The sequence below is a fragment of the Paraburkholderia sp. MM5477-R1 genome (assembly GCF_050436385.1).
GTDB lineage: Bacteria > Pseudomonadota > Gammaproteobacteria > Burkholderiales > Burkholderiaceae > Paraburkholderia > Paraburkholderia tuberum.
In genome coordinates this window covers 396,782-414,082 of record NZ_JBNDMC010000005.1, presented here as the reverse complement: position 1 = coordinate 414,082, position 17,301 = coordinate 396,782, and the positions used below count along the sequence as shown (strand labels likewise).

Sequence of the window (17,301 nt, the reverse complement as noted above, 5' to 3'; positions counted from 1 at the left end):
GCGCCGATGGAACACCAGGCGTATATCTCGCTCGATACGGGAAAAATCTACTGGATTTCCGATGCCATCGACACGATCGAGGAGGAGATTCCCGAGGATCTAGTGGTCTGCGTCAAACGGATTGCATCTTATTCAGCTTGGTGCGGGCACGCGTTACTTTCGCCAGAATGTCGGAAGCTTTAGCGGTCCAGATGAAGGGTTTTGGATCACCATTGTGCTTTTCAATGTACTGCTCGATCGTGCTGACCAACTCGGGTACCGAGCGAAAGGCTGACCGCCGTAGCTGGTTCTCGGACAGATCACGAAAGAAGCGTTCGACCATATTGAGCCAGGAAGCGCTGGTGGGCGTGAAATGCATGTGAAATCGTGGGTGCTTGGCCAGCCACGCCTTCACCTCGGGATGCTTATGAGTGGCGTAGTTGTCGGCAATCAAATGTAGTTCCCTACCCTTGGGGGTGCTGCGATCGATCTTGCGCAGGAAGCCCAGCCATTCTTGATGACGATGCTTCGTCTGGCACTGACCAATGATGCTGCCATCGAGCGTGTTCATCGCGGCGAACAACGTCGTCACACCATTGCGCTTGTAATCGTGCGTCATCGTCTGACCTCGACCTCGCTTCATCGGCAAGCCAGGCTGGGTCCGGTCCAGAGCCTGGATCTGGGACTTCTCGTCACAACTGAACACCAGTGCGTGCTCAGGTGGATCGAGATAAAGGCCGACGATGTCCTCCAGCTTCTCGGCAAAGTGCTTGTCGTTCGAGACTTTGAAGGTTTCTATCCGATGCGGCTTGAGTCCATGCGCCTGCCAGATGCGCCTCACGCTCGCCTCGCTGACGCCGGCCACTGCCGCCATGCTGCGCGTACTCCAATGCGTCGCGTTATCGGGACGCTGCTGCGTGGTCATCGCCACGATGGCCTTGACCTTGCGCGCAGAGATCTTCGGCTTGCGCCCGGGTCGCGTCTCGTCCCGCTCGATCCCCGCCACACCGTCCGCGATGAAGCGCGCTCGCCAGCGCGCCACCGTGCCTCGCCAGATACCCAACTGCACACCGATCTCTTTGTCTGTGTGGCCCAGTGCCGCGAGCAATATCATCTTGGCACGCTCGGCCAGTCGTACCGGAACCCTCCGCCCAGCCGCCCACGTTTCCAATTGTTTGCGCTGGCCTTCGCTCAGCTCAACTTTTGCCGCGATTCTCATGGGTTCTCCCTCATCACCTAGAAGGAGACTCGCAAATCGCGATTAAGTTGCATTATTTACGACGCACTACACTAGAAGACTCGGATCGCTACCTCGCGATACCGCACAAGAACGAACTTGATCTCGGAAGCAGTCTCGCCCTGCGCTTTGCCGCACAGCAGCTGCCTGCGCGTTATGACCAGATTGAAGGGTTTTTCCAGCCGCGAGGGGGATACGCGCGCTTCAAGGATTTACTCGCGCGCGAAGGTGCTCTGGAACGCTGGTATGCGTTTGAAGCCGACTCTGTCGAAAAGGCACTGAGGCAATGGGGCGCTGAAAACGGGCTCGAGGTTCTTGATTGAGACGCGACGCGTCGGGTGAGACAGGCCAAAGTCTCTCGCTACACGGCGTACCATCTTTACGTCAATCAGCCGGAAACCCTTGCTACACAAGGCTCTTCAGCCCGGAATTCGTCACAGAACTGAAAAAGCACCAACTTTTGTAGAAATTCGTATCAACGATAGTTCGTTTGACACATTCGGGCCGAGTGTCTCTTGCCGGCGGAAGAGGGCTGGGAGCGGCCTCGGGGCACTGAAGTTCAGGAGGTGGTGCGACGCATCGGCCCGTCGGGTCGGGCTCTTGCCAGGATACTTGGGCTGAGTGAGCATGGCGGCCGCCAGGTCAGACGCTGGATGAGCGGAGAAACGCCCGTACCCTATATCGCGTGGGCGATACTCTGCGATATGGCGGGCCTCGGTCGGATATGGCGCGCAAGACCCTCGAAATGGGCTTGAGCGGTGTGGGCGAACCCGCGTCCGATGACGAATGACCCGATTATTGGCGGGCTGGCGTCACGGCTTTTCTCGCCCAGGTGCTTCAGTGCACGAGGCGTCAGAACAGTGATGCGAGCAGCGTGCCGTCCCTCTGGGCTGACCGCCTCGCCGGCGATCGCGCATGACGCGGACGCCCGCGGTGCGACGGATTGGCGAGCAGCGAGCGCAAGCCGTTCAGTCGGCCGTCGAGTTCCGAAAGGAATGCTGGTCCCGCCGATGTTGCGCCGGCCAGTGCGGGCAGTGCTTGTTCGAGTTCATCGAGCAGCATCGAAAGTCTCGAGGATGCTGCCATTTGCCGATGGTCGTGATTCATTAACCCTGCCTCCCGTGGCGGAGCGACTGATCGAGGGCACTTTATCACGGCGACGCGACGTCACCCGTCGTCGAAATCCAACGGTAGCTCAGGCTGGATCGAATCCGGCGAGCTTCCCGGATTTCCCTTCGCCAGTTCGTCGCGGGATGGTGTGGTGACCGGCGGAAATAGGCTAAATGACCTTGCCCCTGTTTGACGTATCCCATAGCCAAGGGGATTTAGGCGGCTCGCTGGGCAGCGAGCCAGTTCTTTTCGAACGCCATGGGCCTAACGTAGCCGAGCGTCGAGTGTAGCCGATGGGCATTGTAGAAACCCAGCCAATCAATGATTTCATCCATCGCGGCACGCCGCGTCGCGAAGTGCCGACCGTGCAGTCGTGCGACCTTCAGCGAACCCCACAGACTTTCGGTCGGCGCATTATCCCAACAATCGCCACGCCGGCTCATTGACGAACGCATACCGTACGCCTTGAGCGCGTCCTGGAAGAGTCCGCTGCAATACTGACTGCCCCTGTCGCTATGCATGGTCAGGCCGGGCGGCGGGTGCCGACGGAACCACGCCATACGCAACGCATCCGTGACCAGTTCGGCTTTCATGTGCGGCTGCATCGACCAGCCCACTACCTGCCGGCTGAACAGGTCAATGATGACCGCCAGATACAGCCATCCCTGCGCCGTCGCGACATAGGTGATGTCACTCGTCCAGACCTGATTCGGTGCGCTCGCCGTGAAGTCGCGCTTCAGCAGGTTTGGCGCGACCGGCAGGTCGTGGTTCGAATTCGTCGTCGCGATGAACTTGCGCTTGTGCCGCGCGCGGATGCAATGTCGCACCATCAGCATGCGAACTCGCTCCTTGCCCACGCGGACGCCGCGTGCAACCAGTTCTTTGGTCATGCGCGGCCAGCCATACTCGCCTTTCACCTGTGCGTGAATCGCACGTATGTTGGCCAGCAAAGCGTCATTGCCGATTCGTACCGGACGGTGCCTCTCCCGGCCCGCGGCAGACCGCTGACGCCGCTGGTGATACCCACTCGGGCTGACATCCAGCAACTCGCACAGCATCGACACCGGCCAGCGTTTTCGCTCCCGTTCGATAAAGGCGTACTTCACGTCGACTCTTTCGCAAAGTACGCCGCCGCTTTCCTGAGAAACTCCCCTGAGTCAGGTCGCTTTGGCCCGAAGGACATAGCCCAGGGACTCGGCCCGGCGCGTCAGGTTGTTCAGGACCCGCTGCCGATAACGTTCCTCATAATAGGCTGCGCCTGGATCGACATATTCCATGCCGTAGCGCAGTGTGTTGTAGAAGAGCGCCGCGATCTTGCGTGCGGTGGCAGTGACGGCCTTCGCCTTGCCGATGCGGGCTGACAGCCGTCGGTAGAAGCCGCCCAGAGCGGTGTCGGTCCTACCGACCGTGACGGCGGCGAGCCGCAACGCGGCAGCGGCCTTGCTGGAGGAGCGGCGCGTTTTCGAAGACAGGATCTTGCCGCCCGAGATCTTGTTGCCAGGTGCGAGGCACAGCCATGACGTGAAGTGCTTCACGCTCGGCCAGCGGGACATGTCGTTGCCGCATTCGGCAATGAGCTTGAGCGCCACGTAGGGTCCCAGGCCGTGAATCTGCGTCAGGTCGACACCGAGCATCCCGTACAGCGCAGCACGCACGTCGAATGAGAAGTCGTTTGACTGCTTGCCTCGATGTCGCGCTGCCGGCAGTGGCGCGGCGACGGGTTCGATGCCAGCCTGCAACTGCTTGAGCGCGATTTCGATCCGCTGATCGCATTGCGTCACCTGGGTCTGGTAGAAGTCGTACAGGGCCACGGCCTGGGTGAGCTCGAACACGTGTTCGGGCTGGTAATGACCGCCCAGCGCTTCACGGATTGTCTCGATGGAGGCTTTGCAGCGCCTGTCGCGATGCTGTGCGAGGACATCGGTATCGCGCTCACCCGCGACGATCGCCCGGATGATCTTCATGCCGGTGACGCCTGTGATGTCCTCAACGACGTGATGCAACTGTACATTCATCTGCATCATTGCCTTCTGCATATGCTGGATATGGGACGCCGCATATTCCAGCAGGCGCTCCCGCTGCCGCAGATAGGATCGTAGCGTGGCCACCTCCTGTCGGGGGCGGAAGCTGGCGCGCAGCAGTCCGTACCGGTGCAGCTTCTGCAGCCACTGGGCATCGTTCACATCGCTCTTGCGTCCCGGCACGCTCTTTGCCTCCCGGGCGTTGACCAGCAACACCTCGAAACCATAAGACTCGAGGATTTCGAACACGGGAAGCCAGTAAATCCCGGTCGACTCCATCACGACAGTCGTGACCTTGACCTGCCTGAGCCACCTGGCAAGTTCGTGAAGATCGGCGGTGAAGCTGCGGAACGAACGCACCGGTTCCTCGGCGCATTCGGGTCCGACCGCGACAACGTGAAACTGTGCGCCGACATCGATGCCTGCGGCGTGCGGATTGACAACGGACATATCGGTGCGGCGAGCGACGGTTCGCCTCGGTTTGGGCTGTGCCATGTCTGACCCTCCTGGTCATGGAAGTGCCAAAGGGCGGGACTGCGGTATCTATCACTTTCCTGAACGGGATCACCTCACGGTGTCACCAATGCCGGGTCCGCATCGGTCCCTGGACCATGTTTTTTAACGGGATCAGTCACCAGTAAGCGGACGGCCGCTCCCTTCAGCGTGGCCAGTGTAGGACTTGCCCGGAGTTTCTGCTCCTTGGGGAGGGCATGGCCCTTCGGATGTTTTTTAGAATGTCGCGCTCCATCTTCAGCCGCGCATTCTCCGCACGCAGGCGGGCCAGTTCCATCTGTTCCTCGGTCACCGGCTTCGTACCTGGACCGGCAAGCGTCCCTTTGCGGTCCGCCTGTACCCAGTTCGAAATCGTCTGGCTCGACACCCCCAGAATAGCCGACACCGCCGCCAGGCTCTGGCCCGACTTCACCAGCCGTACCGCCTCCAGCTTGAATTCCAGGGTGTACCGCGCACGCTTCAATTCGCTCATCGTTCGTTTCTCCTTGCAGCAGTCTAATACTCAGCAAGGGATACGTTTTTCGGGGGCAAGCTCAAAAAGCGCCCGCCGCTCATAAACGTAAAGTCATCCCGAAACGCATGCCAGGCAGGGCTCTGACGACGATGTGTCAGGTCTGCGGGTGCTTGACCTGGGCAAGAAGATCTTCAATCCCTTGTGCCATGGGCTCAAAGATCCCTCGCATCGTTCCGCGTGAGACTTAGGGTACATTGGCCGCCTGCAACAGGCCGGGCAACTGCGCCAGCGACGCGCTTCAGCGCTGATGCATTTGCTCGAGCAACTTAGCGGCGAGCCGATTGGTGTGCTCCGCGAGTTCGGCGTGCCGTCAAGATTGGGATCCTTCCGACTTCGGTGGATAAACCCTTTCGGCGGTTTCGCATCGCTTCGCCCGAGAGCATGAATTGGTGCGCGTTGTGAACCAGCCGGAGAGCTTGACCAGGGACTGTCCAGTCGTTTTGCAGCAGACCATCGTAGGATGATCCTCACCAACACATTCTTGTTTTGAGAAGTTTGATTCTTATTTATTCATTATCGTCACGCGCCCAACATGCATATAATTTGGATGCTATTTGCCTTCCGAAAGTGCTTTAACAAAATCACACGGGGAATGGTTCTATGCTTGATGGGATTCTCATCACCCTTGGCATTGGGGGTGTTTCATTCAGTCTCTTCTACAACTTCCTCCTCATCCTTTATTGGTCTAGTCAGCGCCCGTCGCAACTTCACATGGAAGACATCTAGCAGGTTTCTGAAATACTTCCGGCAAGGGGGGAAATTGCCGACCGCTTAGGAAGCCTTACGGACCGCTCGCGCGACTTGCGCTAGGGGTAGCCCCCGGAGAACAGTATTTCGGCAGCCTACCAGTCGCTCCGTCATGTGACAATGACCGTTCAAGCGAGGCGCCTCGCCTCCACCCTTCATCAGGTGCGGATACCCAACACATGACGCCCACGTCGTCATACCCTCCCCTTACCTTCATTCCGGCTGTTCCTCTCACTTGCGGAAATACTTCATGCCCCACTCGTTTTCCACTCCCCTGACTAGCCACATAGGCATCTCGCTGCCCATCGTTCAAGGTCCGATGAATGGCGCTTCGACCCCCGACATGGTCGCGGCAGTATCGAACGCTGGCGGCCTCGGGTCGCTTGCCGCAGCTGGGCTTCCCCCTGTTGCGATCCATGCACAGGTCGCCTCGATCCGCGCGCAGACGTCAAAGCCGTTCAACATAAATCTGTTCGTGCTCGACACGCCCGCCCCGACCAGAGATGAACTAGAACGCTCGATCGCGCTGCTGCATCCTGTGCGTGCGGAGCTCGGCCTCGCGGACGCCCAGCCACTCGCTCAATATTGCGAAGATTTTCGTCAACAGCTCGACGCGGTCGTCGAACTCAAGGTGCCGGTCGCCAGCTTCACGTTCGGCCTGCTCGACGCGCCATCGGTCAAACGTCTGCATCAGGCCGGGAGCCTCGTTATCGGCACGGCGACGAGCGTTGCCGAAGCACGCGTATGGGAAGCCAACGGCGCAGACATTATTTGCGCCCAAGGCGCCGAAGCGGGCGGCCATCGTGGCACCTTCCTTGGGCATCCCGACGACAGCATGATCGGGACGCTCGCACTCGTTCCGCAGATCGTGGATGCAGTCTCGCTGCCGGTTATCGCAGCGGGCGGTATCATGGACGGCCGCGGCATAGCCGCCGCCTTGATGTTGGGCGCCCAAGCCGCACAATTGGGCACGGCGTTCCTCTCCTGCGTCGAGTCACCGATTCATCCGGCGTGGAAGGAAAAGATTCGGCAAGCAGCCGATACGTCGACGCGTACTAGCCGCGCCTTCACGGGCCGCCCCGCACGCGGTATCGTCAACGAGTACATGCGACGTATGTCTGGGTGCGAGCAGCAATTCCCCGCCTATCCCGTTCAAAATGCGTTGACGACGGAAATTCGCAAAGCCGCCGGCGCCGCAAATCGCCCCGACTTCATTTCACTATGGGCAGGGCAAGCGGCAGGCCTGAGCCGCCTGCGTGACGAGGGTATTCGGGCCGCCGCGCTCGTCCGGCTGCTGGCCGAAGAAACGGCTGTCCTGCTGCGTTGATGGTTCGCGAACGCGTGCGATAAAGGATGCATGCGTGGCGGTCGGCCTCCTCCCGCAATGCGCCTATTCCAGGCGTGCGCACAGCAGGCGGTCCCTGCCGTCGGGACCGCCTGCTTCGAAGCTGCCCGGCCGTTACTTGAATACCACCGTCTTGTTGCCGTTCAGCAAGACCCGGCGTTCCGCGAACCACTTCACCGCACGCGCCAGCACGACACACTCGGCGTCCCGGCCGATCGCTGCCAGCGCATCCGGCGACATTGCATGGTCGATCCGCTCCACGTCCTGTTCGATGATCGGCCCTTCATCAAGATACCCGGTCACGAAATGCGCGGTGGCGCCAATCAGCTTGACGCCTCGCTCATGCGCCTGCTCATATGGTTTCGAGCCCTTGAAGCTCGGCAGGAACGAGTGGTGAATGTTGATTACGCGCCCGCTCAGCGAGTCGCACGTGGCAGCCGACAGGATCTGCATGTAGCGCGCGAGAACCACCAGATCGATGTCGTATGCTTCCACAAGATCGAGCACGCGCTGCTCCTGCGCCGCTTTGACTGCAACCGCCGCCTGCGAAGGCAGCGGGAAATGATGAAACGGCAGATTGTAGTTGTCCACCAGCGGCGCTAGGTCGCGGTGATTCGACACCACGCCGCAGATCTCGACAGGCAACGTGCCGCTCGCGTAGCGGAACAGCAGGTCGTTCAGGCAATGGCCAGCCTTCGAGACCATCAGCAAGACCCGAATACGCTTACGCCTATCGAAAAGTTGCCAGTCTACCCCGGGCGACGGGTAAAGCAAGCCGATATCCCGGCGCAGCACTCCTTCGGTGATCGCCTGATCCTCCACCGAGAAGAGAATGCGCAGGAAGACAACCTGCGACTCAGGATCGGAGAACTGCGAGGAATCCAGAATATCGCAGCGTAGGTCGCTCAGCAGGCCGCTTAGGCGATGGGTCATCCCTCTGTCCGCAGGACACTTCATCACCAGCACGAACTGCGCACGCGCGACTGGCGGCTCCTGCCGCAGCACCGCCTCACCTCCGCAGGAAGGCGTATCGTCTTCGATTCGTGTCAACACAATACGCCTCCGCTATCAGATTACGACGCGCGTCTTTTTTAGCCGCGCCGACATGTTGAGGTGACTCACGACGTCGCCCAGACGCTGGATGCCGTCGACAATTTCCGCCTCGGTCAGCGCGCAAAACGGCAGGCGTAGGAACTGATAGCCGGGATGGGCATTGAAGAACGCGTTGCCCGACGACAGCGCCAGCCCAGCTTCCCCGGCGGCCGCTAGCAGCGAGCTTTCGTCGATATGCGCACCCAACTGCACCGACGCGAAGAAGCCACCCTCAGGACGCACGAAGAGCCGTCCGGGCAGATAGCGCTCAATCGCCCGCACGCAGACGTCGAGACGCGGCCCGTAAAGCCGCCGCAGCCGGTCGAGTTGCAAGGGCAACTGCCCGTCCTCGCACCAGGCCGCCACCACGCCTTGCGCAAACACGCCGGGTGTAATGTAGTGACGCTCAGCCACCCTCGCCACCCGCTGGACCACGTCCGCGGGCGCGACCAGAAAGCCGGCTCTGACGCCCGGACTGATGAGTTTCGTAAACGAACTGAGGTGCAGCACGATATCCCGCGCCATGCTGTGAATCGACGGGATCGGATTTCCGGTATAGCGGAGGAATCCGTAAGGCCCATCCTCGACGATCAGGAAGTGATGCTGGCGCGCAAGGCGGATCATCGTTCGCCTCGCGTCGAGCGCCATGCACACCCCCGTAGGATTCTGAAAATCGGGAATCAGATACACCAGCTTCGGCTTGTGCCGCTGCAATTCCCGCTCAAAAACGTCGAGACAGATGCCGCCCCCATGGACGTCGATGCCGACGATCGTCACTCCATGCTGCCTCAGCATCGTGAGGGCACGGTCGTAAGTCGGCCGCTCGACGAACACCACATCGCCCGGCTTCAGATAAACCTCGCAGAGGAAGCCGAAAATTTCGAGCGAACCGTTACCGACCAGCACGTTCGACGCAGCACAGTCGAACCATGACGCGATGAACTCACGCAACGGCGTATAGCCGAACGCTGGACCGTACTGCAGCATCCGGTTTGCATCTCTCGCGAGGGCACTGACTGTCAGTGCCTGCAGCTTGTCGATAGGAAACGATTGCGGATCAGGCATGCCTCTGGACAAATCGATTACTTTCATATTCGGAACCTCCGACGTTGCCGGTTAGTTAATCAGACGGACGGTGCCGCGCGCGCGCGGATCCGCCGCCGCTTCCGGAACGTCGTCGTTGACACGGATCACCTGGATGTCACCGTTGGTGAAGCGCGATTGCAGGTTGTAGCCCCGTGCGATCAGTTCTTCCGCCAGCGGGCCTTCGATCGGGGCATACGGCTCCCAATAGACCGTGTTGACCGGCAAAAGCTGATGATGCACACGCATCTCCGCCACCGCCTGAGAGAGCGACATGCCGAAGTCGTGCACGTTGTTAATCACCTGAAAGATGGACCCGAAAATGCGTGACCCACCCGGCGTGCCGATCACAAGCGACACCTGCCCATCTTTGGTGAGGATCGTCGGCGTCATCGACGACAGCATGCGTTTGTTCGGCGCAATCGCATTGATTTCTGTGCCCACCAAGCCGAAACGATTGGCTACGCCGGGTTTGCACGAAAAATCGTCCATGTCGTTGTTGAGCAGGAAGCCAGCGCCTTCGACAACCACCCCGCTACCGAACTTTGAGTTCAACGTATAAGTGTTCGACACCGCGTTGCCGGCCTTATCGACGATCGAAAAGTGCGTGGTCTCGTCGCTTTCCTGCAGACCCGGCTTGACTGCGCTGATCTTCGACGGCACGGCGAGGTCGATCTCCATCGCGCGGGAATGGAGGTAGGCGGGATGGAGCAGGCGATCCACCGGCATCGTCTGGAAATCGGGATCGCCCAAGTATTCGGCGCGATCCGCGAACACCCGCTTCGCGATCTCCGAAAGAAGGTGTACGTACTGCGTCGAGTTGTGCGCGACGCCCACGAACGCGCCCTTCAACACCTCCTTCATCTTCAATAGCTGGATCAGTCCAATGCCGCCAGAACTGGGCGGCGGTGCGGTCACTAACTGGTAGCCATTCCAGCTGTCAACGAGCGGTTTGCGCCACACGGTGGAGTAGTTCCGCAGATCGTCGCGGGTGACCGGCACGTCGTGTGTCGTCAATTGCCTGACGAGCAATTCCGCCGTCGCGCCCAGATAGAATTCACTCATGCCGTATTTCGCGATGCGCGCCAGCGTATTGCCGAGATCCGGCTGACGGAATACCGTGTCTTGCGCCATCGCGCCGAAGAACCGCGCAAAATTCGTCTTGCCCTGGAAATCGGCCAGCATTACGTTCCGCCGTTCGATGAGCTGGCGATGCACGACGAAGCCCTGCTTCGCATAGCGGATCGCCGGCTCCAGAAGCCGTCGCCACGGCATCGTCCCAAAGCGCTGATGCGCGTCCCAGAGCCCTCTCACCGTTCCTGGAATGGCGACCGAATGATGGCCCATCACGCTCTTTCCGGGCACCACTTCACCTGCGTCGTCCAGATACATGTCGCGCGTCGCCTGCGCGGACGCGCATTCGCGATAGTCGAGAAAGTACGGCTGGCCGTCGAAGTGAATGTTCATGAAACCGCCGCCGCCGATGTTGCCGGCCTCGGGGTAGGTGACCGCCAGCACGAAAGCCACGGCGATCGCGGCGTCGATCGCATTGCCGCCCTCCTTCAGCACAGCTTCCGCTGCATCCGCGCTGTAGCGGTCGGGCGCGGCAACGGCGCCAGCCTTGAGTTTGGGCTTCCCGCCGTAGCCTGTCTCGCGCTTGGCCCGTTCAATGAAATGCCACGTCTCCTTGGCTGCGTCGTGCTCTAGAATTACAGGCGTACTTGCGCTTTCAACCGGTGTATTGTTGGAGATATTCATTGTTTGATATTTGAAAGTGAATGGATATCGAGACGAGCCGGCGGCACTGAACGCGCAACATGGCCCGCGCGGCGTGCTGTGTCGCGACGGGGTGCTAGCCCAGCGCGACCTCAGCCGTTTCGGTGTTGCGGGACTGCGCCACGGTAGCCGAAAGGAATGTACTCGGGCGATTGGGGTGGTAGGCGAAATGCATGGGATGCTCTCGGTACTCGATAGCGTCGAACACGGCCTGTGCGATCTCGGGCGATTGCGCGAAGCCGCCCGTGTTATGGCCGCCCGTGATCACGCAACGCCCGCCATCACTAGCCGGCAACATCTCGAAGATGCCGAGACCCGACGAAGTCCAGGGCCTGACGCAATATTTAAAGCTACCCGCCATATTGCCGGCGGCGAGCGCCGCGGCATAAGACGTCGGGAAATACTTCGCCGCCGTGTCGACAAGGCCCAAGTAGATCTGCTGCAACTGGGCTTGGTCGATATTGCGCGGATCTATGCCGGTATGACCGTAGCCCGACCCAATGATCAGGATTGGCTTACCCACCTCGTCGGTAGCGACGGTAATGTTCGCGTCCTCGGTGATGTGGCCTTTGCGGGCGAGCTTCAGCGAATGCCGGAGTTCCGGCTCGAGATTGGGAATGCGCAGCCACGCGCCGAGTACTCCGTGAATCTTTCCCTTCGACTCGGTTCCGTCCAGCAGGTCGTTGCCATATGCACCAGGTGAGAGCACGTAGTGATCGGCCTCGATTACTTCGTCGCTGAACTGGATGCCCGTGACGCGCCGTCTTTCATCAAAGATGATCTGTTTCGCGCTTTCTCCCCAGCTGAACTCAGCGCCGCCTGCGCTGAGCCGTTGCAGCAGTTGCCGGACAAACTTGTGCGAATTGATCGTGAAGCCCTCAACATAGACCGCGCCGGCAATGTGGCCGCCTCGCACCGCCTCCGCCAGTGCAGGATGGTCATGCGCCACTTCTGCGGGCGTCAGCACATTGCGGGTCGCGCCGATGCGATTCTGCCGCCTGACGGCGTTGACGAATTGCGTTTCATCGGAGTAGAGGCGCAAGATGCCCTCGCGCAGCAATGATGCGGTGAACAATTCCGGATCGTGCTCGATCCATTCGGTCCACTTCGCCAAGCTCGCGCGGGTGAACGAGAAAATATCCTCGTTGTATTTATTGGCCAACCAGACCGGAATGCCCTCGAATTCCCGGACCCAGTCGAGTTCGCGCTCCGACAGTGTCTGCTTCCAATGCACATTCCAGCCCAGCTCCGTCACGCTGCGCCGGAATAGATTGTTCATGGTTAGCGACACTTGCCGGTCGTTGTAATTGTCCATCTCGGACAATGTGAACATCCGGGCGTCATCGCCGCCATGGCTGCAGCCGAAAGCCGCCCATGGCGAAGACTTCGCCGGCTCGGGCCGCGCATCGACGAAATGAATCGCGTATCCAGCCTGCTGCAGCCGATAAGCCGTCACAAGATTGACTAGGCCCGCACCGACCATTAGTACCTTCTCGTTCTGCATCTCGCTAGCCGATGAACAGGCCTCGTCGTCCTGCGCACGCCGCTCGTGCAGCGCGCTTTTGATCGAGTGGGCTTCCAACTGGTCGAACGCGTTGACATAGGCGTCCTCCAGCGATTTGCCGAATGCCTGCAACGCGATGCTGTTGCCGTTCTGAATCTTTCCGTCGGGCGTATAGTCCAGCAGATCCAAAGCATTCGGATCCGGAATCACCACGCGGACAACAAAAGCAGCCAGAGTACGAGCTGCCGCCCAATTGGCGATCACGTTCGCGGGGATCGGACTACGGGAGACGAGTGCGTCGATGTTATTCTCCACGATCGTCCGAGTGAATATGTCGTGACTCTTGTGCAGCAAATCCGGTCGATAAATCACATTGTCCGCAAGCAGTGCATCCTGAAGGGACCGGTCAAGCAAATCAAGCAGCAGTATCTTCATGGCGATGTCCGATAGGTGAGTGATGAGTGCTGCGTCAGTCACATTTTTCATCGATATTTCGCGTCTTTCTTTTATGAAAAGCAGTAATGTGTAGGTCTGCTTTGACGCAAGCGATGATTTTCATGACGAGCAGTCCGGTCAATTTATGAAAATTACACGCCACTGCAAAGGTACAGATTTCATTCGCCACGGCAAACTGTGTGGTCGTTAGTTTCAATACGTACCATTATTTGCGACTCTTTAGTAATATTGGATTATGTCGTCTGATACAAGCGGGCCAGATGTCAACGCCGCATCAGGCGCACGCGTTGTATGACGGCTCGCTAACCGCGAGAGATCGATGGAGAAAACTTGCGAGTCTCGGATCCCCGCTTGCGGCCGCATTGAATCGCATGCGCGAGGACGTGGCCCCGCCGCAGGCGTCACGTGCCTGAAACAGGCTTCCAGGTGCGAGCAGGATGTGCTCGGCGAACGCTCTCCGGGCGAGCGACTCCGTGTCGATGCAAGGTGGGAGCTCTCCCCACAGGAAAAGTCCGTCACCACCATGATCGAAACGCACGCCAGCCGCGCTCAGACTGGACAACGCGCCGGCGCGCGCGAAACCTAGGTGGCGCCGCAGCTGCTCGAGATGCTTCCGATATTTGCCAGACTGCAGCATGCCGAACGCCACGCGCTCCGTCAAAATGGAATACTCCGACACGAGATGTAGTTTCGCGTGAATGAACGCGTCTATCAGCGCCGGTCTGAGCGCGACGAATCCCAGTCGGACGAGTGGCCCCATCACTTTTGCAAACGAACTGTAGTAGATAACATGGCTCATGTCGGAGAGTTGCGCAAGGCGCGCGGCCGGCCTTTTCGATAGGTTTCCGTACACGTCGTCTTCCGCGATCGTGAATCCATATTGCTCCGCGAGGCTCAGCAGCCGATGCAGATTCACGATGCTGCTGCTCAAGCCGGTCGGATTGTGTACGGCCGATTGCGTGAAGACCAACGCGGGCGGCTCGCGCCTGCAGATCGATTCCAGCCTGTCGAGATCGATTCCGTCCGGACCCCGGCCTACCGAGGCGAGCCGCACGCCGTGATGACGCAGGCGGCTGACCAATAGCGGCGTAGTCGGCTCTTCAATCAGTGCCAGATCGCCTGGTTGCAGCATCACGCGGCAGATGAGATCGACCGCCTGTACCGCGCAGTCCGTCGTGATCAGACAGTTGGGATCAACGAAGATGCCGTCGAACCTTAGATGCAGCGCCAGCACTTCGCGCAGCGCCGACGCGCCTTGCGCGCTGTGCGGCACGTGCATGCCGTCGCCGAAGCTGCGCACGGTCTTCCTCGCCAGGCAGGTCGTGCCTACATCCTCCAGCCAGCTGCCGCGCAGCGCTTCGCCGCCTGCCGCAATCCAGCCCGAATCGATCTCCAGATTGCTGCGTGCCAGCCACGCGGCGTCGATCGGGCCGCTGGCAGTTGCCCGGCGCGCGACTGCCAGCGGCGCGCCACCGTTCGATTCGGCCACGAAGAATCCGCTGGACGCATGCGCGACGATGGCGCCGAGGGCGATCAACTGATCGTACGCGGTCACGACCGTGTTAGGGCTCACGCCCAGCTTCTTCGCCAGTTGCCGAATCGACGGCAGCCTAGAGCCGGCGTGCAACTTTCCTTGTTGGACGAGCGTACCGACGCGTCGAACGATTTGCTCGGTCAGCGCTACCGGTAACAGAGGGTCGATTTCAAACATCACTCTTCTCGGGGAAAAGGAAGGATACGCCGGTGCCGGCCGCGTTAGTGGGACGAATGTAAGCTGAGCAGCGTGAGCAGGTAGACATAGGCGATCACCATGCCCAGCGCACAGAACTTCCAGTTCGACACATAGCTTGTCTCCCGACTCGATACCTGCAGGCTCGTCGCGGCCAGAATCGCGCAGATGGAAACCGGCGAGAGCAGATTGGCCATCACGAACATGGTCGTCCACGCGAGATACTGGACATACGTCGGTCCCAGCACGACAGCATCCACCAGCGGAAAGAAGAGACCGAACAAAATCATCGGATGAACGCCGAGTACGGTCACTGCGGGGAGCACGAACACCAGCAGAACGCCAACGGCATACGGATTGCGCAGCGCCAAGCGGATCACGTCCGGTAGGTACGTGGCGAGGTCGAAATGCTGGATCGTGAATATCAACAGGCTCGACGCGGCCAGCAGCAGCAATTCCGGCATGATCCCGTCAATGCTTGTCGGCAGTTCCTTGACGATAGCCTGCGACGCTTTGCCGTCCGACAGCGCCACCAGTTCAAGGCCATAACCCAAGACCATTGCGAACGCGAAGGCGAGCGTCAGGGCGGAAGTCGCCGCATAGAAGATCCCGCCCGACAGCGCGACCAGCACCGCAAGGACGATCGGCTTGACCTTGTTGACGCCGAGCCCCTTGCGGCTGCCTTCCTCGATATCGAGCCGGGGAGTCATCGCGCCTACTACGACGAACAGCGCGAGCGGCATGCCGAGTAGAAGAACCGCGCCGCTGTCCAGATGCGGAATCGCAGCCGCAATAGACGCGGAGGCTACCGTGGTGGGTAGGATGAACATCGACGCGCACAGCGAGCGCATCGTGACCCGGGAAATGCCCAGGCGGTTCTTCACCTGCGGCCCGCACACGGCGCCCATCATTGAAATTGCGCCGAGGCTCGTAAACAGCGTGAGCGCCATCGTTGCGAGCGACACGCGAATCGTATTCAACGGGTCGCCCGGCTGCTTGATCAACTGGTTGCTCACGACTGCGGAAAGCCCGGACCGTGTCAGGCTGTGCCGGAATAGCGAGACGCCGACCAGCAGGCACATAACGGTCAGAAAGCGCCCCATCGCGCCGAGCAACTGCAGCGCGTCGACCGACGTGCCCAGAAGCGGGATGCAGATCGCAAAGATTCCTCCTGCGTACCGCAGCGTCTGCTTCTTGCGGCTCTCCTTCGACAGACACAGGATCACCGCTGGAATGCACACGATCACGCTCAGCACGGACGCCGGCTTTGGCATCGCGGCAGGCAACGACGTCGCCGCGATCAGCAACATCGAACTGAACATGAGCACACTGATCTTCTGCCATCCTTTCAACATAATCGTTTCTCCCCATGTGGGTGCATCAGATGGATTGCAGGAAAGTGTTGAGAACGTGTGGCTCCGTCACCATCACGTCATGCCGTACATTCAATTCCATCCAGGTCCAGCCGGGTTGGGTCCTGATGTCTTTCTTGAGCTCCGCGAGCGGCGGGTAAGCGGTGGCAACGCAATCGACGTAAATGCGCGGCACACCGTTGCCGAGCGGATGCTCGAGCCTGAACTTCTCCTCGTAAGGTCCCACCGGATGCGGTGTCAACAGTGCACCGACCCACGCCTTGTCTTCGTCGGTCACGAGGTCGTAACTACTGAGGGGGGGCGGGGGAATTGCAATACCGTTTCCTTCCCGAGCAGCCTGTTCGAGCCGCTGCTTCGTGATTTCTGCAGGTTGCGCGTCAAACGCGGACATGCCATTTGGCACCACGAGCGCGTCCAGGTAGACGAGCTTTGCGAGCGAACGGGGAATCCGGTCTGCTACGCCACTGATGATCAGACCGGAGAAGCCGCTGCCAACAAGGATCACATCGGTCAGGCCTTCGTAGTGGATGTGATTGGTGATGCTCGTGATATGTGTCGTGAGATCAATGTTCTTCGATAGCAGATGCTTCGACTCGCCCAGTCCCGGACAGGTCGGCGTGGACACGTAGTGCCCCGCTTCGCGAAGCTGTTTGGCAACTTTTTTCCAGCACCAGCCGCCATACCATGCTCCGTGAACGAGCACGAAGGTCTTCTGCTTCGCTTTCGTCGGTTGGTTTTGCGCACGGCCCTTTGTCACCGAGAGCGCACCCATGGCGAGGCCAAGTGCGCCCTTGCTGAAATTGCGTCGATCCATTCTCATCT

At 59.9% G+C, this 17,301-nt stretch carries 12 protein-coding genes and 2 pseudogenes; 2 read left to right on the top strand and 12 right to left on the bottom strand.

Translation table 11 applies throughout. The features are described 5' to 3' along the window. Window positions 1-112: 112 nt before the first annotated feature. Window positions 113-1,198: an IS630 family transposase gene (locus OKW35_RS14235; RefSeq protein ID WP_429550962.1), complete on the bottom strand. Its 1,086-nt coding sequence runs from the start codon at window positions 1,196-1,198 to the stop codon at window positions 113-115. A gap of 47 nt (window positions 1,199-1,245) precedes the next feature. On the opposite strand from OKW35_RS14235, the gene OKW35_RS14230 reads away from it, so the two are divergent. Next, window positions 1,246-1,539: a hypothetical protein gene (locus OKW35_RS14230; RefSeq protein WP_429552361.1), complete on the top strand. Its 294-nt coding sequence runs from the start codon at window positions 1,246-1,248 to the stop codon at window positions 1,537-1,539. A gap of 529 nt (window positions 1,540-2,068) precedes the next feature. Here the strand turns inward: OKW35_RS14230 and OKW35_RS14225 are convergent. The 4 genes and pseudogenes from OKW35_RS14225 to OKW35_RS14210 all read right to left on the bottom strand — a co-directional run. After that, entirely contained in the window at window positions 2,069-2,302 is a 234-nt protein-coding gene (locus OKW35_RS14225; protein ID WP_429552360.1) for a hypothetical protein, read from the bottom strand. 239 nt (window positions 2,303-2,541) lie between these two features. Then, window positions 2,542-3,459: pseudogene (locus OKW35_RS14220) on the bottom strand (IS3 family transposase); the annotation flags it as partial. 24 nt (window positions 3,460-3,483) lie between these two features. After that, entirely contained in the window at window positions 3,484-4,842 is a 1,359-nt protein-coding gene (locus OKW35_RS14215) for an IS110 family transposase (RefSeq protein WP_429552359.1), read from the bottom strand. 232 nt (window positions 4,843-5,074) lie between these two features. Next, window positions 5,075-5,332: pseudogene (locus OKW35_RS14210) on the bottom strand (transposase); the annotation flags it as partial. Window positions 5,333-6,371: 1,039 nt separating this feature from the next. On the opposite strand from OKW35_RS14210, the gene OKW35_RS14205 reads away from it, so the two are divergent. Beyond that, on the top strand, window positions 6,372-7,448 hold the full coding sequence (locus tag OKW35_RS14205) for an NAD(P)H-dependent flavin oxidoreductase (protein ID WP_429552358.1): 1,077 nt from the start codon (window positions 6,372-6,374) through the stop codon (window positions 7,446-7,448). Window positions 7,449-7,580: 132 nt separating this feature from the next. Here OKW35_RS14205 and purU read toward each other — a convergent pair whose 3' ends face one another. From purU to OKW35_RS14170, 7 genes are all read right to left on the bottom strand, one after another. Next, a complete protein-coding gene (purU, locus tag OKW35_RS14200) occupies window positions 7,581-8,471 on the bottom strand; it encodes a formyltetrahydrofolate deformylase (protein WP_429552357.1) in 891 nt (296 codons plus the stop codon). 63 nt (window positions 8,472-8,534) lie between these two features. Further along, entirely contained in the window at window positions 8,535-9,650 is a 1,116-nt protein-coding gene (locus OKW35_RS14195; protein WP_429552356.1) for a PLP-dependent aminotransferase family protein, read from the bottom strand. 24 nt (window positions 9,651-9,674) lie between these two features. Further along, complete coding sequence (gene ggt / locus OKW35_RS14190; RefSeq protein ID WP_429552355.1) at window positions 9,675-11,399, bottom strand: gamma-glutamyltransferase; 1,725 nt, start codon at window positions 11,397-11,399, stop codon at window positions 9,675-9,677. 94 nt (window positions 11,400-11,493) lie between these two features. Next, a complete protein-coding gene (locus tag OKW35_RS14185; RefSeq protein ID WP_429552354.1) occupies window positions 11,494-13,407 on the bottom strand; it encodes an NAD(P)/FAD-dependent oxidoreductase in 1,914 nt (637 codons plus the stop codon). A 244-nt stretch (window positions 13,408-13,651) separates the two neighbouring features. Then, entirely contained in the window at window positions 13,652-15,088 is a 1,437-nt protein-coding gene (locus tag OKW35_RS14180) for a PLP-dependent aminotransferase family protein (protein ID WP_429552353.1), read from the bottom strand. A 44-nt stretch (window positions 15,089-15,132) separates the two neighbouring features. Continuing rightward, on the bottom strand, window positions 15,133-16,461 hold the full coding sequence (locus OKW35_RS14175) for a hypothetical protein (RefSeq protein WP_429552352.1): 1,329 nt from the start codon (window positions 16,459-16,461) through the stop codon (window positions 15,133-15,135). Between the two features lie 25 nt (window positions 16,462-16,486). Beyond that, window positions 16,487-17,293 carry an alpha/beta fold hydrolase gene (locus tag OKW35_RS14170; RefSeq protein ID WP_429552351.1) on the bottom strand — a complete coding sequence of 269 codons (807 nt, stop codon included), beginning with the start codon at window positions 17,291-17,293 and terminating at the stop codon, window positions 16,487-16,489. Window positions 17,294-17,301: the final 8 nt, after the last annotated feature.